This window comes from Amycolatopsis orientalis, assembly GCF_000943515.2.
Taxonomy (GTDB): Bacteria; Actinomycetota; Actinomycetes; order Mycobacteriales; family Pseudonocardiaceae; genus Amycolatopsis; species Amycolatopsis orientalis.
Genome location: NZ_CP016174.1, coordinates 5,902,846 through 5,928,202 on the forward strand (window position 1 = coordinate 5,902,846; position 25,357 = coordinate 5,928,202).

27 protein-coding genes are annotated in these 25,357 nt (G+C 70.3%); 12 read left to right on the forward strand and 15 right to left on the reverse strand.

The window, feature by feature from the left end:
* The first annotated feature begins 33 nt into the window (after positions 1-33).
* Both SD37_RS25810 and SD37_RS25815 read left to right on the forward strand, forming a co-directional pair.
* Entirely contained in the window at positions 34-660 is a 627-nt protein-coding gene (locus SD37_RS25810; protein ID WP_044851185.1) for a ClpP family protease, read from the forward strand.
* Positions 657-1,247 (forward strand): ClpP family protease, encoded by a 591-nt coding sequence (locus SD37_RS25815; RefSeq protein ID WP_044851186.1) that lies wholly within the window; start codon positions 657-659, stop codon positions 1,245-1,247. The genes SD37_RS25810 and SD37_RS25815 overlap by 4 nt, the downstream gene beginning before the upstream one ends.
* A gap of 4 nt (positions 1,248-1,251) precedes the next feature.
* Here SD37_RS25815 and SD37_RS25820 read toward each other — a convergent pair whose 3' ends face one another.
* Genes SD37_RS25820 through SD37_RS25830 form a run of 3 tightly spaced genes read right to left on the reverse strand, consistent with a single transcriptional unit; the run spans position 1,252 to position 3,072 of the window.
* Entirely contained in the window at positions 1,252-1,599 is a 348-nt protein-coding gene (locus SD37_RS25820; RefSeq protein ID WP_044851187.1) for a helix-turn-helix domain-containing protein, read from the reverse strand.
* A 45-nt stretch (positions 1,600-1,644) separates the two neighbouring features.
* The gene (locus SD37_RS25825; RefSeq protein ID WP_044851188.1) at positions 1,645-2,085 is read right to left on the reverse strand and encodes a hypothetical protein; all 441 of its coding nucleotides are present in this window, start codon (positions 2,083-2,085) and stop codon (positions 1,645-1,647) included.
* 51 nt (positions 2,086-2,136) lie between these two features.
* Entirely contained in the window at positions 2,137-3,072 is a 936-nt protein-coding gene (locus tag SD37_RS25830; RefSeq protein ID WP_044851189.1) for a helix-turn-helix domain-containing protein, read from the reverse strand.
* 71 nt (positions 3,073-3,143) lie between these two features.
* On the opposite strand from SD37_RS25830, the gene SD37_RS25835 reads away from it, so the two are divergent.
* Positions 3,144-3,479 (forward strand): cupin domain-containing protein, encoded by a 336-nt coding sequence (locus SD37_RS25835; protein ID WP_044851190.1) that lies wholly within the window; start codon positions 3,144-3,146, stop codon positions 3,477-3,479.
* A 47-nt stretch (positions 3,480-3,526) separates the two neighbouring features.
* On the opposite strand, the gene SD37_RS25840 is transcribed toward SD37_RS25835, so the two are convergent.
* From SD37_RS25840 to SD37_RS25860, 5 genes are all read right to left on the reverse strand, one after another.
* Positions 3,527-4,186: a pentapeptide repeat-containing protein gene (locus tag SD37_RS25840; protein WP_044851191.1), complete on the reverse strand. Its 660-nt coding sequence runs from the start codon at positions 4,184-4,186 to the stop codon at positions 3,527-3,529.
* Positions 4,187-4,264: 78 nt separating this feature from the next.
* Positions 4,265-4,441 carry a CsbD family protein gene (locus SD37_RS25845; protein WP_037313578.1) on the reverse strand — a complete coding sequence of 59 codons (177 nt, stop codon included), beginning with the start codon at positions 4,439-4,441 and terminating at the stop codon, positions 4,265-4,267.
* Positions 4,442-4,482: 41 nt separating this feature from the next.
* A complete protein-coding gene (locus SD37_RS25850; protein ID WP_083255079.1) occupies positions 4,483-4,902 on the reverse strand; it encodes an ATP-binding protein in 420 nt (139 codons plus the stop codon).
* Positions 4,903-4,977: 75 nt separating this feature from the next.
* The gene (locus tag SD37_RS25855; protein ID WP_044851192.1) at positions 4,978-5,184 is read right to left on the reverse strand and encodes a hypothetical protein; all 207 of its coding nucleotides are present in this window, start codon (positions 5,182-5,184) and stop codon (positions 4,978-4,980) included.
* Positions 5,181-6,482: an MFS transporter gene (locus SD37_RS25860; RefSeq protein ID WP_044851193.1), complete on the reverse strand. Its 1,302-nt coding sequence runs from the start codon at positions 6,480-6,482 to the stop codon at positions 5,181-5,183. The genes SD37_RS25855 and SD37_RS25860 overlap by 4 nt, the downstream gene beginning before the upstream one ends.
* An 88-nt stretch (positions 6,483-6,570) precedes the next feature.
* Between SD37_RS25860 and SD37_RS25865 the strand changes: the two genes are divergently transcribed.
* The 3 genes from SD37_RS25865 to SD37_RS25875 all read left to right on the forward strand — a co-directional run bounded on the left by SD37_RS25865 (position 6,571) and on the right by SD37_RS25875 (position 8,291).
* On the forward strand, positions 6,571-6,984 hold the full coding sequence (locus tag SD37_RS25865) for a helix-turn-helix transcriptional regulator (RefSeq protein WP_044851194.1): 414 nt from the start codon (positions 6,571-6,573) through the stop codon (positions 6,982-6,984).
* A 64-nt stretch (positions 6,985-7,048) separates the two neighbouring features.
* Positions 7,049-7,576, forward strand: a complete 528-nt coding sequence (locus SD37_RS25870) for an EF-hand domain-containing protein (protein WP_174567855.1) — start codon at positions 7,049-7,051, stop codon at positions 7,574-7,576.
* Between the two features lie 109 nt (positions 7,577-7,685).
* Complete coding sequence (locus tag SD37_RS25875; protein ID WP_044851195.1) at positions 7,686-8,291, forward strand: helix-turn-helix transcriptional regulator; 606 nt, start codon at positions 7,686-7,688, stop codon at positions 8,289-8,291.
* A gap of 11 nt (positions 8,292-8,302) precedes the next feature.
* Here the strand turns inward: SD37_RS25875 and SD37_RS25880 are convergent, their stop codons facing one another.
* Together SD37_RS25880 and SD37_RS25885 are read right to left on the reverse strand one after the other, a co-directional pair.
* On the reverse strand, positions 8,303-8,938 hold the full coding sequence (locus SD37_RS25880) for a helix-turn-helix transcriptional regulator (protein WP_083255080.1): 636 nt from the start codon (positions 8,936-8,938) through the stop codon (positions 8,303-8,305).
* A gap of 74 nt (positions 8,939-9,012) precedes the next feature.
* On the reverse strand, positions 9,013-9,264 hold the full coding sequence (locus SD37_RS25885) for a hypothetical protein (RefSeq protein ID WP_044851196.1): 252 nt from the start codon (positions 9,262-9,264) through the stop codon (positions 9,013-9,015).
* 202 nt (positions 9,265-9,466) lie between these two features.
* Between SD37_RS25885 and SD37_RS25890 the strand changes: the two genes are divergently transcribed.
* Positions 9,467-11,467 (forward strand): BTAD domain-containing putative transcriptional regulator, encoded by a 2,001-nt coding sequence (locus SD37_RS25890; protein WP_083255081.1) that lies wholly within the window; start codon positions 9,467-9,469, stop codon positions 11,465-11,467.
* A gap of 12 nt (positions 11,468-11,479) precedes the next feature.
* Here SD37_RS25890 and SD37_RS25895 read toward each other — a convergent pair whose 3' ends face one another.
* On the reverse strand, positions 11,480-12,238 hold the full coding sequence (locus tag SD37_RS25895; protein WP_065912978.1) for an SDR family oxidoreductase: 759 nt from the start codon (positions 12,236-12,238) through the stop codon (positions 11,480-11,482).
* A 442-nt stretch (positions 12,239-12,680) separates the two neighbouring features.
* Here SD37_RS25895 and SD37_RS25900 point away from each other — a divergent pair, with 442 nt between their 5' ends.
* The 5 genes from SD37_RS25900 to SD37_RS25920 all read left to right on the forward strand — a co-directional run bounded on the left by SD37_RS25900 (position 12,681) and on the right by SD37_RS25920 (position 21,308).
* Positions 12,681-13,595, forward strand: a complete 915-nt coding sequence (locus tag SD37_RS25900) for an RNA polymerase sigma-70 factor (RefSeq protein ID WP_044851198.1) — start codon at positions 12,681-12,683, stop codon at positions 13,593-13,595.
* Positions 13,596-13,697: 102 nt separating this feature from the next.
* Complete coding sequence (locus SD37_RS25905; RefSeq protein ID WP_044851199.1) at positions 13,698-17,351, forward strand: BTAD domain-containing putative transcriptional regulator; 3,654 nt, start codon at positions 13,698-13,700, stop codon at positions 17,349-17,351.
* Between the two features lie 26 nt (positions 17,352-17,377).
* The gene (locus SD37_RS25910) at positions 17,378-18,637 is read left to right on the forward strand and encodes an ABC transporter substrate-binding protein (protein ID WP_044851200.1); all 1,260 of its coding nucleotides are present in this window, start codon (positions 17,378-17,380) and stop codon (positions 18,635-18,637) included.
* Positions 18,634-20,013: a GH1 family beta-glucosidase gene (locus SD37_RS25915; RefSeq protein WP_044851201.1), complete on the forward strand. Its 1,380-nt coding sequence runs from the start codon at positions 18,634-18,636 to the stop codon at positions 20,011-20,013. The genes SD37_RS25910 and SD37_RS25915 overlap by 4 nt, the downstream gene beginning before the upstream one ends.
* Positions 20,014-20,126: 113 nt before the next feature.
* Positions 20,127-21,308 carry an HNH endonuclease signature motif containing protein gene (locus tag SD37_RS25920; protein ID WP_083255316.1) on the forward strand — a complete coding sequence of 394 codons (1,182 nt, stop codon included), beginning with the start codon at positions 20,127-20,129 and terminating at the stop codon, positions 21,306-21,308.
* A gap of 695 nt (positions 21,309-22,003) precedes the next feature.
* Here the strand turns inward: SD37_RS25920 and SD37_RS25925 are convergent.
* Genes SD37_RS25925 through SD37_RS25940 form a run of 4 tightly spaced genes read right to left on the reverse strand, consistent with a single transcriptional unit; the run spans position 22,004 to position 25,328 of the window.
* The gene (locus tag SD37_RS25925) at positions 22,004-22,831 is read right to left on the reverse strand and encodes a carbohydrate ABC transporter permease (RefSeq protein ID WP_044851249.1); all 828 of its coding nucleotides are present in this window, start codon (positions 22,829-22,831) and stop codon (positions 22,004-22,006) included.
* Positions 22,832-22,833: 2 nt separating this feature from the next.
* Positions 22,834-23,727, reverse strand: coding sequence for a carbohydrate ABC transporter permease (locus tag SD37_RS25930; RefSeq protein ID WP_145926727.1), 894 nt, complete (start codon positions 23,725-23,727; stop codon positions 22,834-22,836).
* Between the two features lie 57 nt (positions 23,728-23,784).
* Complete coding sequence (locus SD37_RS25935; protein WP_044851203.1) at positions 23,785-24,969, reverse strand: RNA polymerase sigma factor; 1,185 nt, start codon at positions 24,967-24,969, stop codon at positions 23,785-23,787.
* Positions 24,969-25,328 (reverse strand): YciI family protein, encoded by a 360-nt coding sequence (locus SD37_RS25940; RefSeq protein WP_044851250.1) that lies wholly within the window; start codon positions 25,326-25,328, stop codon positions 24,969-24,971. The genes SD37_RS25935 and SD37_RS25940 overlap by 1 nt, the downstream gene beginning before the upstream one ends.
* Between the last annotated feature and the right edge of the window lie 29 nt (positions 25,329-25,357).

Here is a 25,357-nt window from a genome sequence, read left to right on the forward strand (position 1 = left end):
CGGACAGCCGGGCCCCGGCGGCATGGTCGGGGCATGACCGACAACGAGAAACAGGCACTCTTCGACCAACGGCTCCGGGAACGGTTCTTCAGCCAGCGTGTGCTGGTCCTCGACGGCGCGCTCGACGACGACAACGGGACGGTGCTCACCACCCAGCTGCTGTCACTGGCGAGCGAGGATCCGCGCAAGGACATCGCGTTGTGGATCCATTCGCCGGGCGGCTCGGTCCCGTCGATGCTGGCGATCCGCGACGTGATGCGGCTCGTGCCGTGCGATGTCGCCACCCTCGCGCTGGGATTGGCGTGCAGTGCCGGGCAGTTCCTGCTCTCCGCGGGCACGCCGGGCAAGCGGTTCGCCCTGCCGCACGCGCGGATCCTGATGCACCAGGGTTCGGCGGGTATCGGCGGGTCGGCCGTCGAGGTGGAGGTGCAGGCGGACGATCTGCGCTACACCCGGGACACGGTGCTCGGCCTCATCGCCGAGGACACCGGGCAGCCCATCGACCGGATCTTCACCGATTCCCTGCACGATCGCTGGTTCACCACCGAGCAGGCGCGCGAATACGGCTTCATCGATCACGTCGTCGAACGGCTCGACCAGGTCGTCCCCGTGCGCACCCACAAACTCGGTCTCGGCTCGGAAAGGGGTGTCGGCGCATGAGCAGCTACACCATCCCCAACGTCATCTCCCGCAGTCCCGCCGGCGAGCGGATCATGGACGTCTACTCGCATCTGCTGTCGGAGCGGATCATCTACCTCGGGACCGCGATCGACTCCGGCGTGGCGAACGCGCTGATCACCCAGCTGCTCTACCTGGAGGCGGACAACCCGGAGCAGGAGATCAACCTCTACATCAACACCGAGGGCGGCGACCCGTCCGCGATGCTCGCGCTCTACGACACCATGCGCTTCATCAAGGCGCCGGTGGCGACGACCTGTGTCGGCCAGGCCGTCGCGGCGGGGGCGATCCTGCTGGCCGCGGGCAAGGCCGGGCACCGGTTCGTGCTGCCGCACACCCGCGTGGTGCTGCACCAGCCCGCGGCGCAGGGCCGCGGCACGATCCCGGACCTGATCCTCCAGGCCGACGAGGTCGTGCGGGTGCGGACGCAGCTCGAGGAGATCCTTTCCGCCCACACCGGCCGCAGCGTCGCGGATCTCCGGCACGACACCGACAGGGACCGCGTGTTCGACGCGGCGGGCGCTGTCGCCTACGGGCTGGCGGACCGCGTCCTCGATCAGCGGGATTGACCGCTCAGGCGGCCATGAGCACGGGTCCCGCCGGGCGGCGGCCGACCGCGAGACCCGTGCCGTGGCGCCGCCGGACCGAGCCCGCGATGCCGACGAGCAGATCCGCCAGGTCGACCCCGAGCGCGCCGGTGACCGCGGCGATCATCTCGCTGGAAGGCTCTTTGCGGCCGCGCTCGATCTCCGACAGGTACTGCGGGGAGATCCCGGCGCGCTCCGCGACGTCGACGAGGCGGCCGCCCTGTTCCTCCCTGGCCGCGCGCAGGCTCTGGCCCAGCACGTCACGCCACAGCGGCTCCGGCTCGCGATCGGCGGTGGAGGCGCGCTTCTGGTGGAAAGGTAGGATGTCCGCCATACGGTCATCGTGTCATCGGGACGGGGCCCGCGTGCGCTGTTCCGCTCAAGGCGAAACCCAGGCCGACGCGGCGACACCGCGCAGGGCCTCGTTCAACCGGGTCCGGACCTCCTCCGGACTCAACCCGAGTTCCGCCGCGACGGCGGGAATGGACCGATGCCGCTCGACCACCGCTTCGACGACGACCCGCTGCGGCGCGGGCAGCGACCGGTATTCGTCCAGCAGGACGGCGTCCTCCAGCGCTTTGGCGAGCAGTCCTTTGTCGACACGGCTTTCGAGGACGAGCTGGAGGGCGGAGACCACCCGGTCTAGATCTTCGCGGGAGACCAGGACCGGATCCGGCAAGAGACCTTCCCCGCGCAGGTCCCTGGCGATCCGCACGGCCGTCCGCCGCGAGATCCCGACCCCGGCGATCACGTGGAAGATCAGCGCGACCAGCCGATCCGGCCGCGCGCCGGCTTCGACGCGCCGGTGCTGGAGCAACACGAGGGGGTAATACCCACGCCCGCGCACCCCAAACCCCGGCACCCGGGCGGGTCACGAGCCGCGGAACGCCCGCAGGTAGGCACCCGGCGTCGTACCGACCTGGGCACGGAACCGGCGACGGAGGTTGACCGCGGAGGTGAGCCCGACGCGGGCCGCGATCACCTCCACCGGCAGATCGGTCTCCTCCAGCAGGGTGCGCGCCTCGGTCACCCGGCGCGTCAGCAGCCATCCCCCGGGCGTCGTGCCGAGCCGGTCGGCGAACCGCCGGGCGAGGGTGCGCGGCGAGACACTGAGGTGCGCGGCCAGCTCACTCACCGACAACGGCGTCCCGAGGCGCGCGCCCGCCCAATCGAGGAGGCCGTCCAGCTCATCCGAGGGCGACGGGGCGGGCACGAACTGCGCCTGACCGCCGTCGCGATGCGGCGGCATCACCATGTGGCGCGCCACGAGAGCGGCGTGCGCGGCCCCATGGTCCCGCCGGACGAGGTGCAGGCAGAGGTCGATCCCCGCGCCCGCCCCGGCACTCGTGGCGACGTCGCCGTGGTCCACGTAGAGCACGTCGGCTTCCACGCGGATCCGGGAGAACTCCTCCTGCAGCCGGGCCGCGCACGCCCAGTGCGTCGTCGCCGAACGGCCGTCCAGCAGCCCGGTGCGGGCCAGCGCGAACACCCCGGAACAGATCGTGACGAGCCGCGCTCCCCTGGCGTGCGCGCGCAGAAGCGCCCGGCGCACGGGAGCGGACAACGGCGCGTCCGCCGGGGTCCAGCCCGGGATGAGCACGGTGTCCGCGGCCGCCAGCGCGGAAAGGCCGCGGGTCACGGAGATCGCGTATCCGGCGGTGGTCGGTACCGGGCCGGGTTTCTCGGTGCAGACGTCGAAGTCGTAGTACCGCGGCACCCCGGCCCGCTCCGTCCCGAAGACCTCCGCGGCGATGCCGAGTTCGAACGTCGACTGCACCGGCCGCACGAGGGCCGTCACACGATGCATGGCAGGAAAATACCCCATGGTGTCTTGTCCGACACTTTCCGGCGGCGCGGCGCCGGCGGCAGCATGGGGTCATGCACCCCGAGATCCTCGCCCAAGAGGGCTACACTTCCGTCTCCGTCAAGGATTCCCCCGTCCGCGAGATCTTCCCCGGGATCCGCGTGCGTCCTTTGTGGACAGGACCGAACGGGGCGCACGCCAACGTGCTGGAAATGGATCCCGGCACGTCATGGCCGCGCCGCGACGTCCACGAACCGGGCCCGGAGGAGGTGTACGTCCTCTCGGGCACCTTCAACGACGGCGCGCGCGATTACCCGGCGGGCACTTTCCTGCATGCTCCGGCCGGTTCCTGGCATGTGCCCGCTTCGGCCACCGGGTGCTCGCTCTTCGTCTTCTACCCGGAGGGATGACTTTGGTCGCGTGAGTCGTGAGTGGCTTGGCACGCCCGCGGCGCGGCTCAGCCGATGACCGACAAACCGCTCTCGGCCGCGATGATCCCCGCCAGCGAGACGGCCTGTTCGCTCGTGATCTTCGCCCCGCGCAGCGTGAGCAGCCCCCGGACCCCGGACAGCCGCGAGCCGCGGAGATCGCAGCCCACCGCCCCCGTCGCCGCGAATTCCGTTTCGGTGAACTGACAGTCCACAAAGGTCAGCCGCGACAGGTCGCCGGAGAACACGGTCTCCCGGAACGAGCATCCGGAGAACACGACCGCGCTCTTGACGCGGACGACGTCCACCGACGCATAGTCGAATCGCGCGTTTTCGACGTACAGATCGGAGGCGGAGGTGATCGACACGCCGAGCCCGATCGCCCGGCAGTCAAGGATCTCGGCCCGGCGCGCCGTCAGCTCGCGGATGACCGCGTTGGACAGGTCGACCCCTTCGAAGACCACATCGGACCACGCCAGCCTGTCGAGCCGGGCGTTCGCCAGATGCACGTCCGAAACGAGGGAGCGCGTGATCTCCCCTCCCCCGCGGACCCCGTCGTGGTCACCTCCGTCGAGATGAACGGAGTCGAAATCGAAGTCGCCCCGGAACAAGGCCTCCTCGCTTTCGAGGCCGGCTCGCTCGACCGAGGGCCGCCGTATCCTGACGCCGTCGAAATCCCGGAATTCCATGGCCGGACCGTACCCGGCGACCGGCCGAGCACGCGGAAAAGGGGCCCGCCCGAAGGCGGACCCCATTCGGCCGTCGGCTCAGTCCCGAACGCCCTTCACCGCGTCCTTGATCTTCTCTCCGGCCTGCTTCACGTTGGCCTTGCCCTGCTCGGCCTTGCCTTCGGCCTGCCACTGCTCGTTGTCCGTGGCGTTCCCGACGGCTTCCTTGGCCTTACCCTTGAGTTCTTCCGCCTTGTTCTCGGCCTTGTCGTTCATCGGGCCTCCGTTCGTTGTGGTCCGGTGCCTCTGGATACCCGTCATACCCGCTCTGAAACGGACTGCGTCTTGGCCAGTTCGGCCCATACGGTCTTCCCGTCGTCGCGGAGATCCTGTCCCCAGGCCGAGGCGCACGCGTCGATCAGCGCGAGGCCGCGGCCGCCGTCGTCCGTGGGTGGACGCGGGACGGCAGGTGTGGGGGCGGAGTCGTCCACCTCGACCAGCAACCGGCCGGGCAGCCACACCAACCGCACCCGGCGCGGCGGCTTGCCGTGCCGCAACGCGTTGGACACCAGTTCGTCCAGTACGAGGATCGTGTCCGCGAGTTCCTCTTCCGCGAGGTCCGGGAGTTTCGCGCGCGCCCAGGCCCGCACCCGGGCGGGCTCGGCCAGGTCCGCATCGGCCCGCAGAGGCAGACTCGCGACCTGGTCAGCGGTCCGCGCGGCCTGCTTGGTGTACACGGGGACCTCCCTGTGTTCGGTGACCCGTCAGGGGCTCACCGAACCCGGATACCCCGAATGCGCGAGCCTTAACGGTCAACGTTCGCTCCCCGTGTGACCGCATGGGTAGAACGTTTTCGCGGCGAGGGTCTCGCACGCCGGGCAGTTGTTCACCGGCCGCTCGCGACGCCCCCAGAACGGGTGGGTGGCCCCGCAGAGCGCGGTGACCGGGTCACCCCGGCCGGGATCGGTGTTGCAGGCGGGGCAATAGGCGTGCGCCGCCCGTTCGATTTCGGCGGTCATCGTTCTCCTCCGTGGAGGTGCTGCCGCGCGTCTTCAGGACTCTGCTGAAAGCGTACCGCCGTGCCGGTCGACTCGCTCGCGTCGTCACGCATCGTCCGCAAAGGTCCGACGAGGACGAAAACCGCTCCGCAGCAGATGATCCCCGCGGCCATCGCCAGTCCGGGCAGGGTGCCGAACACGGTTCCCACGAGGCCGCCGGTGACCCCGCCGAGGGTCCCGGTGCCGAAGACCACCGAAAGCGCGGTCCCGTTGACCCGGCCCCTCATCTCCGGCGGGGTGATCCGCTGCACCAGGCTGAGCACGTGGATGTCGAAGACCGAGTCGGCGAACCCGATGAGGAACTGGCTCACGATCAACGCGGTCAGCGCGGCACCTTGCCCGACGATGGGCAGGATCACAAAAGCCAGGCCGGTCACGAAGATCGACATCGCCAGCGTCCGGCCCAGGGTGAGACGCCGGGCGATCGCCCCGGCCGACACCGCTCCCAGGATGAGCCCGGCCGTGCCGATGGCGAACGCGAGACCGACGGCGCCCGGGCCCAGTTGTCCGTGCTCGTAGGCGAACACCAGGACGAGCGTGCTCGCCGTCGCCACGCCGAGATTCACCGTCGCACTCGCGAACATCAGGTTGCGCAGCCGCGCGTCGGACAGCAAGACCGACAGGCCTTCCTTGGCCTCTTTCAGTGCCGAACGTGGCTTCGCCTGCTTGCTCGCGGGTGGTTCTCGGTGGCGCATCAGCATCAGTGACACCAGTGAGACAAGGAACGACAGCGCGTCGGCCAGGATCGCCAGTGCGGTGCCCAGGATCTGCATCAATCCGCCCGCGGCGGCCGCTCCACCGACCTCGGCGACCGCACGGGAGGTCTGCAGGCGTTCGTTGCCCGCCACGATCCCTTCCGGTCCGGCGAGCACCGGAAGACAGGACTGCGCCGCGACTTCGAAGAACACCGTCAGCACGCCCACCACTCCGGCGACGACAAACAACTGGCCGAGCGCGAGAACGTCGAACAGGTACGCGACCGGGATGGAACCCATCGCCACCAGCCTGCCGACATCGGCCAAGATCATCGTCTTCCGGTACGGGACCCGGTCGACCCACACCCCCGCCACCGAGCCGATCAGCACGAACGGTACGAACCGCAGCGCGGCCAGCAAGCCGACGTCCCAGGCCGTCCCGCCGAGTCCGAGCAAAGCGACGGTCGGCAAGGCGATCCGCGAAACCTTGTCGCCGAACGCACTGACCGTCTGGCCGATCCACAAACGCCGGAAATCGCCGGGAAAGGCGAACAGTGAAGGCATGGAAGTCCAATCATGAGAACGGAAAATCAGCCTAAGATCCAATAGACGTCAGAGCGGGGTCGGCTATACGGAATTCGAGGGAGCGGAAATGCCCCAGCGGCTGGTCGGTTCCGGGGGAATCGCGGGGATGACCCAGTTGCACCAGGCGGTGCCGCTGGTCGAACGGCAGCACGCGATCATCGAACTGCTGCGGGTACGGGCACCGCGCCGGGTGGCGGGCGCGCACCTCGCGACGGCGACCGGAGTGAGCCTGCGGACCGTGGAACGAGACATCACCCGGCTGCGTGAAGCGGGCGTACCCATCACCATCCACCGCGGACCTCGCGGTGGTTACGGCATCGACGCCCGGCCCGCGCTGCCGCCGATTTCACTGACGCCGGGCGAGGCTTCGGCGCTGATCGCGTCGCTCGTCGCCGTCGGCCCGTACACCTCGGCGGTGGCACAGTCCGCGCTTGGCAAGATTCTCGACGCGCTCAGTGAGGAGGTTCCCGTCCCCCGATAGTGGAAGGCCGTGGCCCTGAATGGCCGATGTGCCGCTCCGGCGTCCGGTCCTATCGTTCGGACACATGGCAAGCGACTTGCAGCGGCGCAAGATCTCGGGGGTCTTCGCCGCGATGGACGTCGACGGCGACGGTTTCCTTCAGGAGCAGGACTTCCGGGCACTGGCCGAGCGCTGGTCGCGGGTGCGCGGCCAGGACGACGGGCCACGCCTGACCGGCATCATGCTGAGCTGGTGGACGACCCTCCTGGCCGCCTCGGATCGCGACCGCGACGACAAGGTCACCCTCGACGAGGTCCTGCTGGTGGTGGACCGGCTGCCGGACACACCGGAGGCCGTGACCGCGACGGCCGACGCGATGTTCGAAGCGATCGACGAGAACGGGGACGGCCTGATCTCCGCGGCGGAGTACCGCCGGTTGATCGAGGTCTGGAACGGCCGCCCCACCGACACCGACACCACGTTCCCGCTGCTGGACTCCGACGGCGACGGCATGTTGTCCCGGAGCGAGTTCGCCGCGCTGTGGCTCGAATTCTGGGCGGGCGACGACGCCGAGGCGCCGGGCACCCTCGTGTTCGGACCGCTCGCGGCCTGACCGCCCGCGCGGCCGCGGTGTCCGGCTTTCGGGCGGATCCGGCGTCCTTACGGGCCGGGTCCCGCCCGGCACAGCGTCGAGCGCGCTCCCCCAGGCTCAAGATGGCGGCGTGGACGCGAACGCCACGGACCTCAGAGTGGCCGTCTACACGGCCGACCCGCTGACCAGGGCGGGCCTGATCGACATGCTGTCGCGGGCCGCGGTGCTCGACGTGGTGCCGTCCGCCCGCCGCGGCGCGGACGTCCTGGTGGTCGCGGAGGATCCGCTCGACCACGCTCTCCCGGTACTTCGGCGAGCGGTGACCGAACAGGGCGTCCTGCCCGGCGTGCTGATCGCCGGGCCGCTGCCCCCGGACGGCCACCGTTCGGCCGCGGCCGCCGGTGTCCGCTGTCTGCTGCCGTACGCGGCGGCACGGGCGGAGCGGTTGATCGCCGAGGTCATGACCGCGCGGACGGCGGCTCTGACGTCGCCGCGGGAACTGGCCGCGGGATACGACGCGCTGGTGGGCGCGCCGGAGCGGTCCGCGCTGTTCGACGAACGCGAGATCCGCGTGCTGCGGCTGATCGCGGAAGGCAGGGACACCGCGGAGATCGGTGCGGAGATGGGCTATTCCCAGCGCACCATCAAGAACATCCTGCACCGGGCCCAGCGGCGGCTGGCGCTGCGGAACCGGGCGCAGGCGGTGGCGGCCGCCATCCGGGCGGGCCTGATCTAACGCGGAGACGCCTAGATGACGCCGGCCCGCACCGCGTAGGCGACGGCGTGCGGCCGGTTGCGCAGGTTCAACCGTCCGGTGATGCCCTGGATGATGTGCTTGACGCTGCGTTCGGAGTAGCTGAGCTCCCCGGCGATCTCGACGGTGTCCTTCCCGTCGGCCATCAGGCGCAGCACGTCGATCTCGCGCGTGGTGAGCCCGGCGGTGTTGACGCCCATCGGGTCGAGGACCTCGCGTTGCATCCGTTCGACGTGCTTGAGCAGCTCGCCGAGCAGGCTCGGCGGGAGTACGCCACCGCCGGTCGACGCCGCCCGGATCGCGTGCGCCAGCCGCTCACCGGTCGTCGCGGAGCGCGGCAGGACCGCGACCACCCGGCATTCGATGGCGGGCACCAGTTCCGCCTCGCCGATCTGGCTCACCACGAGCACCACCGGTTTCCCGGCCTCCGCGGCCAGCCGCCGCAGGACCAGCACGATCTCGGGCGTCAGCCACTCGGCGGCGAAGACCAGTACGTCGGCCTCGGCGCGCTGCTCCCAGTCCCGGATCTCGATCCCTTGCTGCGTGCCCAGCTGACTGACCAGGCCCGCACTGGTGATCGGGTCGGGCGCGTGCACCGCCACGGTGAGCTGCCGGATTTCCGTGTCCACGTTTCGTCCCCTCCGCTTGATCCGCGGCCCCAGTCGGATGGGACCCAGTCTGCGAAGGAGCTCTTCACGAATTCTCAACGAGGCGTGAAGGACTTCGTGGCCAGCTGAAACGCTTCGACGTACTTGGGCAGTTCGCGCAGAAGCTCGCGGAGCCGGTCCCCTGCGCCGTCGAAATCCGGGTCGGCGAGCTGGGCGTACCCGAAGGCCAGCGTCCGCCGAAGCTCGGCGATGCGCGCTTCGGCCTCGTCGGTGCCCAGCACCAGCCTGCCGCTGTAGGCGAGGTCGAGCAGGACGTCGCCGGCGAAGGGCTCTCGATCCTGGCTCACCGCAACCGCCCTACTCTCGCCGCCGGACCGGCCCAGCATGCACAGCCGCGGCCGCCGCCGACCACCGCAGGAGGGCTTTCTGCCCCTGAGAACGCGCGGTTCTGCCCGGTCGCACCTCGATTGCGGGCCCCCTCGCGGCGCGACTAGGGTTTTCCCCCGGGCAGGGTGGTCTTTTTCGGAAGTCGGGCGCAGGCGGCAGGTCATGGACGAGGTTCCCTCGCTGACGGTGCGGCTGCTGGGCGGCGCCACCGCCCTGCACGGTGACGGCGAGCTCAAGCTCGGGCCCGCTCAGCGACAGGCGGTCTTCGCCGTACTCGCCCTGCACACCGGTCAGTTCGTCTCCCGCAAGGAAATCATCGACGCCGTCTGGGGTGAGCGGCCGCCGGACACCGCCACCGGCATCGTCTACAACTACGTGTCCGCGTTGCGCCGCGCTCTCGAACCGGCAGGCAGGCCGCTCGTCGCCTCGCGCGCCGGTTACCGCCTCGACCTGCCGAAACCGCAGGTGGACGTCCATGTCTTCGAAGCAGGCCTGGACCGGGCCCGCACGCATCGCCTCGCCGGGGCGCACCACCGGGAACTGGAGTCGCTGCGCGCCGCGCTCGGGCTGTGGCGGGGTCCCGCGCTGGACGCGATCCCCGGACCGTTCGCCGAGACCCAGCGCGCCCGGCTGGACGAGCTGCGCCTGTACGCGCTCGAACGCCGGGCCGAGGTCGCGCTGCACCTGGGCGTCCACGACGGCCTCGCGGGCGAACTGGCCGAGCTGGTCGAACGGCATCCGCTGCGCGAAGGCCTGCATCGGATGCTGATCACCGCGTTGTTCCGGGACGGCAGGCAGGCCGACGCCTTGTCCGCGTTCGACCACGCCCGCGAGACGATCGTCGAGCAGTCCGGTCTCGAACCCGGCCCTGAGCTGCTGGAACTGCGGCGACGGGTGCTCGACGGCGATCCGTCGCTGCACCACCGGGACCAGCCGGAACGGCATCGGCCCGCGCGGTCCCTGCCCGAACGCCCCTCCGCCTTCGTCGGCCGTGAGGTCGAACTGAGCCGGGTCCGTCACCGCCTGTCCGCCCTGCTGGACGAAGGCCGCGGCGGGACGGTGTGGCTGGACGGCGAGGCGGGCAGCGGCAAGAGCGCGCTCCTCGCGGAGGCCCTCGCCCCGGTGCGCGGCCGCACGTGCCGGGTCGAAGCCGACGAGCTGACCAGCGCGGTCCCGCTCAGCCTCATCAGCGACTGCCTCGGCTGCGACGCGCACGACGACCTCGCGCACACGGTCGCCGAACTGTGCGAAGACGGGCCGCTGGTGCTCGTCTTCGAAGACCTGCACTGGGCCGACGAGGAAAGCCTGCTCGACTGGCAGCGGCTTCACCGGCTCACCGGGCGATTCCCCTTGCTGCTGATCGGCTCCGCGCGCCCGTTCCCCCGGCGCCGCACGCTCGACGATCTCCGGTCCGGGCTCGACGCCGAGATCGTCTCGCTGCCGCCGTTCGACGGCCCGGCCGTCGCCGCGCTCGCCGAGGAATTCCTGGCCAGGGACCCCGGCGAGGAGTTCCTCGGCTTCGCCGCCGAGTACACCGCCGGCAACGCCGGCTACCTGCGCGAGCTGTTCGCCGAGTTCGCCGCCGGCCGCGACCTCACCACCGCGCCGCACAGCAGGCTCGCCACCGCGGTGGAAACCCGGCTCGCCACGCTTTCCGTGCCGTGCGCGCGAACGCTGAATTCAGCCGCGCTGCTCGGCTCGGCGTTCACGATCGCCGAGCTGGCCGGTGTCACCGGCCGTGAACCGGAGGCGCTCACCGCGGCTGTCGAAGAAGCGCTCGCCGCACGCGTGCTGGAAACCGGCGAAGAACGTCTGCGGTTCCGGATCCCGCTGGAGCGTTCGGTGTTCGCCGCGAACACCCCGCCCGCCATCCGCTCCGTACTGCACCAGGAGATCGCCGAGACCATGGTGAAGTCCGGGGCACCCGCGGACCGCGTCGCCGAGCAACTGCTCCAGGCCGGCGACGAACTGACCGCGCGATGGATCCCGCGGTGGCTGCTCGACAACGTCGGCGCGTTGCCCGCCGGGCCCGCGGTCGAACTGCTCCATCTGCTCTCGCGCCAACGGAATCTCACCGAGGAGCAGCACGAGAGCCTGGCGGCCGAACTCGCCGCGTTGCTGCTGCCCGGCGCGACGACCCCTCCGGCTCCTCGACCGGGTTGAGACCGGTCCGGCTCAGGGTTGGGTATCGAGCCACTCCAGGAACGTGGGCCCCGCGAGCTTGGCGTGCGGACCGGGCAGGAAACCGCCGGCGGCGGCGATCTCGGCGTCGGGTATGCCGGCGCCGTCGACGACGACGACCTCGATACCGCGGCGGGCGCCGAGGAGCCTGCCCGCCTCCGCCATGATCTCCTTGCGGGGGCCCGCGATTTCGGGGATCGGTGTTCCCGGGGCCGGGTCATCGGGGTCCGTGGCGAGGTCGGCCAGTTCCTCCGCGACGGTGCGGCAGGCCACGAGCTGGGGGGGAAGGGCGGGCAGGTAGGCGACATCCCCCTGCCGCCAGGCCAGGAGCTGGCCGACGAACTCGTGGAACTGCGCGGCCCGCAGGATACGAACGGGAAGAGGGCCGGCCAGGAGAAGTTCCTCGTGCACCTTCTTGGCGGCGACGAAACCGGCGGTGGCCTTGTCGGCGCCGATGATGGACGCCGCGGCGATCCGGACGACCCCGGCCTGACGGCCGGCCTCATGAAGCCTGCGGGCCGACGTGCGGAAGAACTCCGTCGCCGCTTCCTGCTCCGAGCCGTGCCAGGAGGCGACGTCGATGATGACCTCGACACCACTGAGGGCCTCGGCGAGACCTTCACCGGTGATGATGTCCACGCCGGTGGCCCGGGACATCGGCACGACCTGGTGTCCTCGTTCGGTGAGGACGTCGACGACGTGGAGTCCCAGTCGCCCGGTCGCGCCCGCCACTGCGATTTTGCCGGTGCTCATGTTTCTTGCCTTTCTCGAGTGCGGGAAACGTCAGTCGCTGTAGTTCTGGCCGGGAGGCATTCCGGGGATCGGCTTGGCGATGAGCGGGGTGAGGACGGCCTCCACGTGCTGCCCAAGATCTGCCCGGCACGCAGCTGCAGCAGGTTGACGGTCGTCACGGGGATCGCACCGTTCCTGAGGACCTTGTGCAGGCCGCCGGCGACTTCGGCCATCTCGGGGACGAACGGGATCGGGTGGGGCATGCGTGACCGCACACCCTTCGTTGTCACGGACATGGCCGGGACTTCCTTCCACTCGGCGTCGTTGCGACCAAGAGATCCCGGCGGCCCGCTTCCCGTGACAGGCCGGCCGTGTGACACAGGACACCGGCCGCGGGCGTCACAACGGGAAGGCGGCCGGGATCGTATGGCCTGGCACGCTCACGAAGAGACAGGAGCCGACGATGAGCGAACGAGAAGGACAAGAGACGGACACCGCCATGGAGTCGGCCACCGAGGCGTTCGTGACCCATCGCAACCTGCTTTTCACCGTGGCCTACGAAATGCTCGGTTCGGCCACCGACGCCGAGGATGTGCTGCAGGAGACGTGGTTGCGCTGGGTGGGCGTGGACCTCGGGACCGTGCTGTCCCCCCGCGCGTTCTTGGTCCGGATCACCGCCCGGCAGGCGCTCAAACGGCTGCGGACGCTCGGGAGGCGCAAGGAGTCCTACGTGGGTCCGTGGCTGCCGGAGCCGTTGCTGACCGCACCGGACGTGGCCGACGACGTGGAGCTGGCCGACAACGTCTCGATGGCGATGTTGCTGGTGCTGGAGACGCTCGCGCCGACCGAGCGGGCGGTGTTCGTGCTGCGCGAGGTCTTCGCTCTCGATTACGACGAGATCGCCGAAGCCGTCGGCAAAACCTCCGGCACCGTACGCCAGATCGCTCACCGGGCACGGGCGCACGTCGCCGCGCGCAGACCCCGCGGCACCGGCACTCCCGCCGAACACCGGGCCGCGCTCCAGGCCTTCCAAGCGGCTGTCGAAACCGGCGACCTGCAGGGCCTGCTCGACATCCTCGCGCCGGACGTCGTCGCCCTCAGCGACGGCGGCGGAGTCAAACATGCCCTGCTGCGGCCGGTCGTGGGTGCGGACAGGGTGGCCCGTCTGCTGGCCGTCGGCTGGTGGAAACGCGACGCGGAGAGGTCGGTCGAGCCGGTTCAGATCAACGGTGGCCCGGGACTGCTCATCCGTGTCGACGGGGAGATCGACGGCGTACTGGCGATGCGGGTCGAGAACGGCTACGTCACCGGCGCCTACCACGTGCGCAATCCCGAGAAGCTGGCGAGTGTGGAGCGAGAGATCGTCGTGAGCCGCTGAACTGGCCCCGGGTGCGCAACCGAACCTCCATGAGGACGTCCTAAACTGCGTGGCACAGTAGTAATCCGGCCACTTTCGGTGAAGACGGGAAAGGGAGCCGGCGTGACGAACGGGTTACGCGTCGAGCTGCTCGGGCCGCCTCGTGCCTGGATCGACGACGTCGAGCTGAAGCTCGGCCCCACCCGCCAGCGCGCGGTCTTCGCCACCCTGGCCGCACGCCGCGGCCAGGCGATCCCGCTCGGCGAGCTGATCGCCGCCGTCTGGGGCGAAGCGGCGCCCGCCAGCGCCACCGGCAGTGTGCACACCTACGTCTCCGGTCTGCGCGGGGCGATCCGCGAGGCGGGCGGCGCCGCGCACGAGATGCTGCAGTCCTCGGGATCGAGTTATGGGCTGCGTCTGGACCCCGGCGCGCTCGACGTCGCCCTGTTCGAACAGGAGACCGCGGCCGCCCGGCGGCTGCTCGCCTACGCCGATCAGCGCGGTGCGGCCGCGCGGCTCACCACCGCGCTCGACCGCTGGCGCGGCGAGGCCTATTCCGGCATCTCCGGTCCGTTCGCCGAAACCGAGCGCGTCCGCCTCACCGAACTCCAGCTGTCCGCCACCGAACTGCGGGCCACCGCGCTGCTCGGCCTCGGCGACCATCGCGAACTCGTCGCCGAGCTGGCCGCGCTGATCCAGCGGCACCCGTTGCGCGAGTCGCTGTACGAGACGCTCATGCGCGCCTTGCACGCCGGCGGACGGCAGGCCGAGGCGCTGACCGTCTACCGCGACGCCAGACGAGTGCTGCGGGACGAACTCGGGGTCGAACCAGGGCGCCCGCTGCGGGAACTGCATCAGCGCATCCTCGACGGCACCGAAAAACCTGTCACCGGAACGAAAAAGGCCGCGCTGCGGATCGTGCCGCCGCCGGTGGCCAAGGCGATCGAACGCGGCGGCCCGGCATACCTGCCCGGCCGCGCGCGGCAGGTCGGACGGCTGGACGGCTTCGTCGACGACCTCCTCGCCGGGCGCGGTCGCCCGGTCTGGATCGAGGGCGAACCGGGCATCGGCAAGTCGGAGCTACTGATCGCCGGACTGTCGGGCGCCGGGGCACGCGGCTGCCAGCTGGCCTGGACCGCGGCCGACGAACTCCAGCAACGGTTCCCGCTGCAGGTGATCATGGAGTGTCTCGGAGTGCACCACGGTTCGGCGGATCCGGCCAAGGCCAAGCTGGCCGGTGCGCTGCACACCGAGCCCACGCACGGGAACTGGGGCCCCGCGGACCCAGTTTTGTCCACTGTGGACAAGCTGCTGGCACTGGTCGACGAGACCTGCGCGGCAGGCCCGCTGGTACTGGTGATCGACGACCTCCACTGGGCCGACGAGGCCAGTGTGCTGCTGTGGCAGCGCCTGGCCGCCGCCACCCGCCAGCTGCCGCTGCTGCTCGTCGCCGCCACGCGTACCGGGCACGGCCGCCACGATCTGGCCCAGCTGCGGCGCGGTGTCGAGGCACGGGACGGCGAGATCATGCCGGTCGAGGTGCTGACCGACGACGAGATCGCCGCCGTGTTCGAGGTGATCCTGGCGGCGAAACCGGGGCCGAGCCTCCGCCCGCTGATCCACCGCGCGGCCGGGAACCCGCTCTACGCCAGGGAACTCGCGCACGATCTGGTGCGCACCGGCTCGTTGCGGACCAGGGCGGGTGTGGCCGAGGTGACGCTGGACGGCACCGAGAACGCGCCGCGGTCGCTGCTGGCCGCGGTGGGCCGCACACTGGACTGCTTCGACCCGGCCACGACCGAGATCCTGCGCACCGTCTCGCTGCTGGGCGCGGAGTTCGCGGTCGAGGACGTCGCCGCGCTGACGGGCAAGACGCCGCTGGAGGTCCTGCGGGAGCTGGAACCGGCCACCACCGCCGGGGTGATCGAATACGCCGGCGACAAACTCGCCTTCCACCATCCGTTCCAGCGGCAGGCGCTCTACGACGGCATCGCCGAACCGGCGCGCGCCGCACTGCACCGGCGCGCGGCCGAGGCCCTCGCCAGGGCGGGCGCGCCGATCAAACGGGTCGCCGAGCAGCTGGCCGCCGAACCGGCGCCGGTCGACCCGTGGCTGGTCGGCTGGCTCACCGGCAACCATGTCGCGGTCTCCAACCGCGCGCCGCGGATCGCGGTCGACCTCCTCCGCGGCGCGCTCGCGAGCCCGGTGCCCACCCGCGAGCAGCGGGAGATCCTGATCGCCGCGCTGGTGCGGGTGCTGTTCCGGCTCGAACAGGCGCCGGAGGCCGAGGCCGGGCAGGCGGTGGAGATCGTCCGCGACAAGGCGGATCTGGCCGAGATGCGGCATATCCTCGCCGCGCTGCGGTACCGCCGCGGCGAAACCCCCGGCGCGATCGAAGCGCTCGCCGACACCGCGGACGATCCGTCGATGCCGGAGCTGTGGCGCACCAGGACCCGGACCCTGCTCGCGAACTTCCGCCGCGGCGCCCTCGCCGATCTCGACGAGACCGAGCGGATCGCGCGGAGCCTGCACGCCGAAGCCGCCGAGGCGGGCGAGCGCTACCCGGCCGCGCACGCGCAGCAGACCCTGTGGCTCGTGCACTCGATCCGCCGCGAGCACGACCGCGCGCTGATCGCGGTCGACGCCGCGCTGGAGACCGCCGGTGACGAACCGGAACTCGCGACCTTGCGGTTCGACCTGCTCGACAACCGCCTCTTCACCCTGCAGAACCTCGACCGGCTCACCGAGGCCGACGCGACACTGCGCGCCGGGTACGCGACGGCCGCGCGGCACGGCCTGCCGACCGGCCCGCAGGTCTCGGCCGCCGTGCACTACTTCTGGACCGGCCGCTGGGACGAGGCGATGGCCGAACTGGACTCGGTCACCGAGGACGGACCGGCGATCACCTTCAACGGCGTACGCGACGAGGGCGCCGCCGCCCTGCTGCTGCACGGGGTCGCCGCGCTCATCGCGGGACACCGGGACGAGCGTGTCTCCGTCCGCGCGCATCTGGACGCGGCCGAGGCGCATTCGCCGTCGAACCCCGCCGAGCGCGAGAGCTGCGACTTCTACCTCGCCGCCCAGGCGATGGCCGCCGAACAGCGCGGCAGGCTCGACGACGCGCTCCGGCTGTTCACCCCGGTGCTGCGTCCCGACTACGCCCGGATGATGCTGCGCCACCAGTGGCTGCCCGACGTCGTCCGGGTCGCGCTCGCGGCCGGGAACGACGACGCCGCGAGGCAAGCGCTCGACGTCTGTGCCGAAGAGGCGCGCCAGGAGACCGTGCCCGCCAGGGCCACCGCCGCCGACGGGCGGTGCCGTGCCCTGATCGACGGCGATCCCGAAGGCGCGCTGGCCGCGGCCGATCACTACCGCAAGGTCGGCCGACCGATCGAACTCGCGGCCGCGCTGGAGGACGCCGCCGAACTGCTCGGCCGCGCCGGCTACCTGGAGTCGGCCACCCAGACGCTCACCGAGGCGTGCGAGGTGCTCGGGCCGGTCGGCGCGGCCTGGAGCATCCGCCGGGCGGAAAGCAGGCTGCGCCCCTACGGCGTGCTGAGCCGCGCCGAGCGGGGTCCGCGGCACGCCGGGACGCTGTCCCCGCTGGACCTGCGGGTCGCCCGGCTGGTGGCGGCGAAACTGTCCAATCCGGAGATCGCCGCCGAACTGAGCCTGCCGAGGAGGACGGTGCAGTCTTTGGTGTCGCGGGTGCTGACCAAACTGCATGCCGACTCCCGGCTGACCGTCGGCGATCAGCTACCCAGGCGACTCGCGTGAACGTCGCCGCCCGACCGAGGAGAACCATGACCCGCCTGCTGGCCGGACTGACGGCCGCCGTGTTGCTGCTCACCGCCTGTTCGGGGCAACCGGAATCCGGCGGGCCGATCAAGCTCACCGTCGCCACCTTCGGCGAGTTCGGCTACGAGAAACTCTTCGACGAGTACGAGAAGGCCCATCCGGGGATCACGGTCGAGGGCCGAGTCGCCGACTTCGAGACGCACCACCGGCAGCTCGCCACCGGTCTCGGCGCCGGACGGGGCGCCGCGGACGTCGTGGCCATCGAGGAGCAGTACCTTCCCAAGTTCCGTCAGTCGAAGGACAAGTTCACCGATCTCTCCGAATTCGGCGCGCAGAGCCTGCGGGAGAACTGGCCGACCTGGAAATGGGACCAGGGCACCGCCGACGGCGGGAAGTTCGTGCTGGGCCTCGGCACGGACATGGGCAGTCTCGCCCTGTGCTACCGCCGCGACCTGTTCGCGAACGCCGGGCTGCCGACCGACCGCGAGCAGGTGGCCGCGCTGTGGCCCACCTGGGAGAAGTTCGCCGAAACCGGTGCCCGGTTCACCGCGGCGACGCCAGACGTCAAGTTCGCCGACTCGGCGGGCACCATCTACACGGCGATGCTCAACCAGGGCGAGGAGAACTACTTCGCCAAGGACGGCGACCGGTTCGTCGGCGACACCAACCCGAACGTGCGCAAGGCCTTCGAGCTGGCGGGCGGGATGGCGCTGAAGAAGGAGACCGCGGCCGTCACCACCTTCACGCAACCGTGGACGGTGGCGATCAAGCAGAGCCGGTTCGCCGCGATCACCTGTCCCGCCTGGATGCTCACCCAGATCGAAGAGGCGGGCGGCCCGGAGCTGGCCGGCAAATGGGACGTCACCTCGGTACCGGGCGGGGCGGGCAACTGGGGCGGATCGTTCCTGACCGTCCCGAAACAGGGCGCGCACCGCAAGGAGGCGTACGACCTCGCCGCCTGGCTCACCGCGCCCGGGCAGCAGAAGCGGATCTTCCTCGAAAGCGGGCTCCTGCCGAGCGCGCAGGGCGCCTACCGGGACGGCGCCGTGCTTTCCCACACCAGCAGGTACTTCAGCGACGCGCCGGTCGGCAAGCTCTTCGCCGCCTCCGCCGAAGCACTGCGGCCGAACTACCGCGGCCTGCGCGACGGCGAGGTGCGGCCGGTGTACGGGCACGCGCTCGGCCGCGTCGAAGAGGGTCGGCAATCGCTCGACGACGCCTGGGCCCAGGCCGCGACCGAAGGCCGCGCCGCGGCGGGCAAATGACCGGGCACGGCGTGACGCGCGCGTTCCCGGCCGGATTCCGCTGGGGCACGGCCACGGCGGCATACCAGATCGAGGGCTCGACGACGGCCGACGGCCGCGGACCGTCCATTTGGGACACTTTCACCGCGCGACCCGGCCGGGTGCTCGACGGCGCCACCGGCGAACCGGCCTGCGACCACTACCGGCGCTACGAGCAGGACATCGGCCTGCTGACCGAACTCGGCCTGCCGTACTACCGTTTCTCCATCGCGTGGTCGCGGATCATGCCGGACGGCCGCACGATCGAACCACGCGGGCTCGCCTTCTACGATCACCTTGTCGACACCTTGCTGGAGCGGGGGATCACCCCGATGGTCACGCTCTACCACTGGGATCTGCCGCAGGCACTGCAGGACGAGGGCGGCTGGCCCCACCGCGATCTCCCCGTCCTGTTCGCCGATTACGCGCGAACCGTCCACAAAGTACTCGGTGATCGGGTCCGGCGGTGGACCACGATCAACGAGCCGTTCTGCTCCGCCTTCATCGGCTACGGCAACGGCGACCACGCGCCGGGGATCCGGGACGCGGGCGCCGCGCTGGTCGCCGCACACCACCTCCTGCTCGCCCATGGCCAGGCGGCCCAGGCGTTGCGCGCGGACGGCGGCGACGAGCAGGAGGTGTCCATCGTGCTCAATTTCGCCCCGGTCCTGACCGATGTGGACGATGCCGCGCACCGCGAGGCCGCCCGTAAATTCGACTTCCTGCACAACAGGTTCTTCCTCGACCCGCTGCTGGGCCGCGGCTATCCGCCCGGGTTGCTGGCGGATCTGGCGCATCTCGGCACCCTCGAACCGGCGATCGCCGACGGCGATCTGGAGATCATCGCCCAGCCGCTGGACGTCCTGGGCGTCAACTACTACGCGCCCGTCCGCGTGGTCCCGCTCGACGATCCCGAGGCCGTCAGCAACTGCCCGCTGCCCGGCCTGCGCGGCATGGACGTCCGGCCGCCCCGCGGCGAGCTGACCTCGCTCGGCTGGGAACAGCGGCCGGAGTCCTTCACCGAGCTGTTGCTGTGGCTGCGCGATCACTGCCCCGGCCTACCGCTCGTGATCGCCGAGAACGGCGCCGCCTTCGAGGACGAGGTCGTGGACGGACGCGTGCACGACGCGAAACGCGTGCGGTACTTCGCCGGGCACCTCGCCGCCGTGCACGACGCGATCGAGGGCGGCGCCGATGTCCGCGGCTACCTTGCCTGGTCGTTGCTGGACAATTTCGAGTGGGCCATGGGGTACACGCAGCGGTTCGGCCTCGTGCACGTCGACTTCGCCACGCAGGAACGGGTGGTCAAGGACAGTGGCCGGTTCTTCGCGGAAGTCGTGGCACGCAACGGTCTTTAGCGGTTCTGGACCTTACGTCGCCGAAAACTGTCGGTGGCCGGTCGTATGTTCTGAGCGTGGAAACTCTCAACGCCACTGTGGCGCTCTTGAAGGAAATCACCGAGCCGGACGCTTTGAAGGAGGTCAATGCCGCGTTGGATTCGTTGGAGGACAAGGACGCTGTCGCCGCGGCCGTAGCGGCGTCGGAAGGGATCGCACGGCTGGAAGCGGTCCGGTTCCGTGCACTGGGGCAGCTGAGCCGTCACCGCGGCGGTGCGTCGAGCGTCGCGCAGGAGGTCGCGTTCGAGTTGTCCGTTGTGGACGGTCATGCGGCTGGGCTGGTGGCCACGGCGGAGGCGTTGACGACGCGGTTGCCACGAACACTGGGGCTGCTGGATCGCGGTCTGGTGGGCGGTTACGGGGCGATGAAGGTCGCCTCGGCCACGGCGTGGCTGTCCGACGAAGACGCCCGTGCGGTGGATGAGGTGCTGGAAGACCGGTTGCCGGGCCGAAACTCCGAACAGATCCGGAAAGCGGCGAACCACGCGGCGATGATGGCCGACCGCGACGGCGCGACGAAACGCGTGGAGCGGGGTCGTGCCGGCCGTCGCCTCTCGCTGCGCCAAGGAGAGACGGGGGTGGCGTCGATCGAGGTCGAGGACGGCCCCGTCGAGAAGGTGGCCGCCGCGTACACGCGGATCGACCGTGAAGCACGCGCGCTCAAGACCGGCGGGGAGGCCCGCACCCTGGACCAGTTGCGCGCGGATGTGGCCCTTGATCTCCTGCTCGGCGGCCAGGGCGGAAAGAGTGAACGGTCCGAGTTGTTCCTGTACATGGACCTGAACACCTACCTGGGGTTGAACGACGACCCGGCCGAACTGGCCGGGCACGGGCACATCCCGGCGGCGTTGGCCCGGCACATCGCCGACGGGCCGGACACGGTGCTGCGGCGGATCGTCACCGACCCCTTGTCCGGGCAGGTGCTCGACCTCGGCCGCGACCGGTATCGGCCCACCGCGGGATTGGGCGAGTTCGTGCGCGTGCGGGACCGCGAGTGCCGAAGACCCGGCTGCCACCGCGTCGCCCAGGCCTGCGACCTCGACCATTCCCTGCCGTGGCAATTCGGCGGCCATACCGCCGATATCGAGCTGGTCAGCTTCTGCCGCCGCGATCACCGGTTGAAGGACGAACCTGGCTGGAACTACCACCTGGGCTCGGACGGCACTCTCACCATCACCACGCCCACGGGACACAGCTGCGAAAGCACGCCACCTCCACTGCACGAACCCCGCACCGAGGAACCGCCACCGTTCTGAAGCATCGCCGGAAAACGGCAATGGTGCCTTGTTCGCGAGCGGCCTTCGGCGGTGGGCTGGTCGCCGAAATATGGCCATGACTCGAACGACGACGGCGTCCGCTCGCAGTCTTGCAAGGGTGCCATGTCATCGCCCCAGGTTCTGGCCTGACAGCGGCTACGAAATCACTGCCGCCCAAGGGCGTCGCCGAAAAACGACGATGACCGGGCAACAGAGCGAAGCCCGAACCCCCAACGCGACCGGCAGCCACAACATTCGCCACCCAGCCACACAACGAGACGTTGTCACCGAAAAACGGCCACGACCCGAACGACCACGTCGTCCATGCGCAGCCTTGCGATGGTGCCACGTCACCACCCATGTACTGACCTGACAGCGGCTACGAAATCACCCGCCACCCAGGGCGTCGCCGAAAAACGACCATGACCGGGCGGCAGAGCGAGACCCGGAATCCCAACGCGACCGGCGACCACAACATGAGCCACCCGGCCACGCGACGAGACGCTGTCGCCGAAAATGGCCATGCCCCAAACCACCACGTCGTCCACTTACAGCCTCGCACTGGTGCCACGCCACCACCCCATGCACTGACCTGACAACAGCCACGAAAACACCGCCACCCAGAGGCATCGCCGAAAAACGACCACCCCCGAGCCACCAGCCCGGGCCCCAAGCTCCCGGCTCGACCACGGCCGTCAAGCCCGCGGCGCGCCCCGCATCACCCCGTCGACCACCTTCCTCGCCAGCAGGATGAACAACACGATCACCGGCAGCACACCGATCGTCGCCGCGGTGAGCATCAGCGAGTAGTCGGTGAAGTAACCGCTGGCCAGCCGCGACAACGCCACCTGGACGGTCGGGTGCTCGTTGGGGTCGAGCACGATCAGCGGCCAGAAGAAGTCGTTCCAGGCGGTCATGAACGTCAGCATGGCGAGCACGGCGGCCTGGGGCCGGACGGCGGGCAGGGCGACGCTCCAGAACAGCCGTATCGGCGAACAGCCGTCGACGCGTCCGGCATCGAGCAGTTCACCCGGGATCGCCTCCTCACACGCCTGCCGCATCCAGAACACGCTGAAGGCGCCCACCAGTCCGGGCACGATCACCGCCTCCAGCCGCCCGTACCAGCCGAGTTCGCCGACCACCAGGTACAGCGGGATGACGCCGAGTTGCGCGGGCACCATCGCGGTGCCGATGACGACCAGGAAGAGCGAGTCACGGCCGGGGAAACGCAGGCGGGCGAAGGCGAATCCGGCCATGCTGGACAGCAGGACGTTCGACACGGTCACCGTGCCGGCGACGATCAGCGAGTTCTGCATCGCCAGCCAGAAGTCGACAGTCTCGAACACCCGGCGCACGTTCGCGACCAGGTTGCCGCCGGGCAGCAACGGCGGGGTGGCTTCGCCGAGCGCGGAATTGTCCTTTGAGGACACCACGAACGACCAGTACAACGGGAAGAGCGAAGCGATACCGACGGCGAGCAGCAGCCCGTAGACGACGAAGCCTCTCCGTTCCCTCGCGGCCACGGTCACTCACCGCCCCGCACGCGGCGCACGAGCGAGAAGTTGACCAGCGCGAACCCGGCCGAGAGCAGGAAGAGCAGCCACGCGATGGCCGCCGCGTATCCGGCGTCGAATTCGCCGAACCCCTTTTCGTACAGGTACATGGCGAGGGTCTGGAACTGCCGATCGGCGCCGCCGGTCCCGGCCACCCCGGTGTCGTCGAACAACTGCGGCTCGGCGAACAGCTGCAACCCGCCGATGGTCGAGACCACGACGGTGAAGGCGATGGTCGGCCGGATCGCGGGCACGGTGATCGACCAGAACGTCCGCCAGCGCGAGGCGCCGTCGAGCATGGCGGCGTCGTACCGTTCCTGCGGCACGGACTGCATGGCGGCGAGGTAGAGCAGCGCGTTGTAGCCGGTCCAGCGCCACATCACCATCACGCTCACCGCGACGTGGGAGGCGAACCGATCCGACCGCCAGTCCACCGGGTCGAGGCCGACCAGCCCGAGCGCCCAGTTGACGAGGCCGTAGTCCTCGGCGAAGAGCTGGCCGAACACCAGCGCCACCGCGACGACCGAGACGACGTTGGGCAGCAGCACACTGGCGCGCCACAGGGTCCGCGCGCGCAACGGACGATCGAGCAGCGCGGCGAGCCCGAGCGCGGCCAGCAGCTGCGGGACGGTCGCGAGGACGAAGATGCTGACCGTGTTGAAGAGCGCGTTGTAGAAATGCGGATCCCGCAGCAGGACGGCGAAGTTGCCGAGTCCGGCGAATCCGGTGTCGCCGTTGATCAGATGCCAGTGGTGCAGCGCCACCCAGGCGGTGTACAGCAAGGGAAAGAGACCGAAAACGCCGAACAGGACGTAGAACGGCGCTGTCATCAGGTAGCCGGCGAGCCGCTCGCCCGTTCGCCTCAACCGGAGACCTCCTCCTGAGTCGTGAGTGGTAATGAGGGTTAGAACCGTCATTACCACTCACGAGACGAGACGTGACCGCCGGGTTTCCAGGAAGGTCCGTTCCGTGTCGTTGGTGGCCAGGGCGATCGCCTCGTCGTAGGCGGCGACGGCGTCCGCGACGCGCCCCAGGCGGGACAGCAGATCCGCGCGGGTCGCCGGCAGCAGGTGATAACCCGGCAGGTCCAGCTCGTCGACGACGGCCAGCGCGGACGCCGGACCGTGCACCTCGGCGACGGCGACCGCGCGGTTGAGGGCGACGACGGGCGTCGGGCTGAGCAGCAGGAGCTGGTCGTAGAGCGCCAGCACCTGGGTCCAGTCGGTCGCCTGCCCGTCCGTGTGCACGGCGTTGATCGCGGCCTGCACCTGGTACGGCCCCGGCTGGTCCCGCCGCAGGCAGCGCCGCACCAGGTCATGTCCCTCGGCGATCAGCTCCCGGTTCCACAGCGACCGGTCCTGGTCCGCGAGGACGACCAGCTCACCCGAAGGCCCCACCCGCGCGGGGCGCCGCGCTTCGGCGAGCAGGAGCAGCGCCAGGAGCCCGATCACCTCGGGCTCGTCGGGCATCAGGTCGGCGAGCGCCCGTGCCAGGCGGATCGCCTCCAGGCACAGGTCCGTCCGCAGCAGCTCCCCCGACGTGGACGTGTAGCCCTCGTTGAAGATCAGGTAGAGCACGGTGAGGACGGACGCCAGCCGATCGGGCAGCTCGGCGTCCCCCGGTACCCGGTAGGGAATGCCCGCGTCGCGGATCTTCTTCTTCGCGCGGACGATCCGCTGGAAGACGGTCGCCTCCGGCACGAGGTAGGCCCGCGCGATCTCCGGCACCTCCAGCCCGCCGAGCAGACGCAGGGTGAGCGCGGTCCGCGCGAGCGGCGAAAGCGCCGGATGACAGCAGGTGAAGATCAGGCGGAGCTGGTCGTCGCGCACCGGTCCCACCTCCTCCGGCTCGTCGGATTGCCACAGCAGCAACGCCTGCGCGTGCCGGTCCTCCCTGGTGGATTCCCGGCGCAGGCGGTCGATCGCCCGGTTGCGGGCGGTGGTCACGATCCACGCGCCGGGGTTGGGCGGTGCCTCGTCCCATTTCTGGACGGCCACCGCGAACGCGTCCTGCACGGCCTCCTCGGCGAGCCCGATGTCGCCGAGGAGCCGGGTCAGCGTTGCCACGCAACGGCCGTACTCCGCCCGGTAAACGCCGTCCAGGTCCATCAGCGCCGACGCGAACCGTCGTCGAACGGGCGTACCTCGATCGGCTGCCCGCAGGCCAGCGCGCATTTCTCGGCCCAGGCCAGCGCCTGGTCGAGATCGTCGACCTGGATCACCCAGAACCCGCCGAGCTGTTCCTTCGTCTCGGCGAACGGGCCGTCGGTGATCGTGACGGTGCCGTTGCCGGGGCGGACGACCGTGGCGGCGTCCGAATGCCGCAGCCCGCCGACGAACACCCACGAACCGGCGGCCTTCATCTCGTCGGTGACCTTGCCCGTCCTGGCCATCATCGCCTGGACCTCTTCTTCGGGCTCCGGCGGCGCGCTCTCGTCGAACTGGACGGCGAGCAGGTACTGCCTCATGGCGAACTCCTTCGACGGATCAGGCCGGT

Excerpts from the sequence above, each read along its gene's own strand:
- SD37_RS25820 (WP_044851187.1), bottom strand. The coding sequence starts at position 1,599 with ATGGCGGACATCCTACCTTTCCACCAGAAGCGCGCCTCCACCGCCGAT.
- SD37_RS25830 (WP_044851189.1), bottom strand. The coding sequence starts at position 3,072 with ATGCATCGTGTGACGGCCCTCGTGCGGCCGGTGCAGTCGACGTTCGAA.
- SD37_RS25835 (WP_044851190.1), top strand. The coding sequence starts at position 3,144 with ATGCACCCCGAGATCCTCGCCCAAGAGGGCTACACTTCCGTCTCCGTC.
- SD37_RS25870 (WP_174567855.1), top strand. The coding sequence starts at position 7,049 with ATGGCAAGCGACTTGCAGCGGCGCAAGATCTCGGGGGTCTTCGCCGCG.
- SD37_RS25935 (WP_044851203.1), bottom strand. The coding sequence starts at position 24,969 with ATGGACCTGGACGGCGTTTACCGGGCGGAGTACGGCCGTTGCGTGGCA.
- SD37_RS25855 (WP_044851192.1), bottom strand. The coding sequence starts at position 5,184 with ATGACCGCCGAAATCGAACGGGCGGCGCACGCCTATTGCCCCGCCTGC.
- SD37_RS25860 (WP_044851193.1), bottom strand. The coding sequence starts at position 6,482 with ATGCCTTCACTGTTCGCCTTTCCCGGCGATTTCCGGCGTTTGTGGATC.
- SD37_RS25845 (WP_037313578.1), bottom strand. The coding sequence starts at position 4,441 with ATGAACGACAAGGCCGAGAACAAGGCGGAAGAACTCAAGGGTAAGGCC.
- SD37_RS25865 (WP_044851194.1), top strand. The coding sequence starts at position 6,571 with ATGCCCCAGCGGCTGGTCGGTTCCGGGGGAATCGCGGGGATGACCCAG.
- SD37_RS25890 (WP_083255081.1), top strand. The coding sequence starts at position 9,467 with ATGGACGAGGTTCCCTCGCTGACGGTGCGGCTGCTGGGCGGCGCCACC.
- SD37_RS25910 (WP_044851200.1), top strand. The coding sequence starts at position 17,378 with ATGACCCGCCTGCTGGCCGGACTGACGGCCGCCGTGTTGCTGCTCACC.
- SD37_RS25915 (WP_044851201.1), top strand. The coding sequence starts at position 18,634 with ATGACCGGGCACGGCGTGACGCGCGCGTTCCCGGCCGGATTCCGCTGG.
- SD37_RS25940 (WP_044851250.1), bottom strand. The coding sequence starts at position 25,328 with ATGAGGCAGTACCTGCTCGCCGTCCAGTTCGACGAGAGCGCGCCGCCG.
- SD37_RS25900 (WP_044851198.1), top strand. The coding sequence starts at position 12,681 with ATGAGCGAACGAGAAGGACAAGAGACGGACACCGCCATGGAGTCGGCC.
- SD37_RS25840 (WP_044851191.1), bottom strand. The coding sequence starts at position 4,186 with ATGGAATTCCGGGATTTCGACGGCGTCAGGATACGGCGGCCCTCGGTC.
- SD37_RS25895 (WP_065912978.1), bottom strand. The coding sequence starts at position 12,238 with ATGAGCACCGGCAAAATCGCAGTGGCGGGCGCGACCGGGCGACTGGGA.
- SD37_RS25810 (WP_044851185.1), top strand. The coding sequence starts at position 34 with ATGACCGACAACGAGAAACAGGCACTCTTCGACCAACGGCTCCGGGAA.
- SD37_RS25815 (WP_044851186.1), top strand. The coding sequence starts at position 657 with ATGAGCAGCTACACCATCCCCAACGTCATCTCCCGCAGTCCCGCCGGC.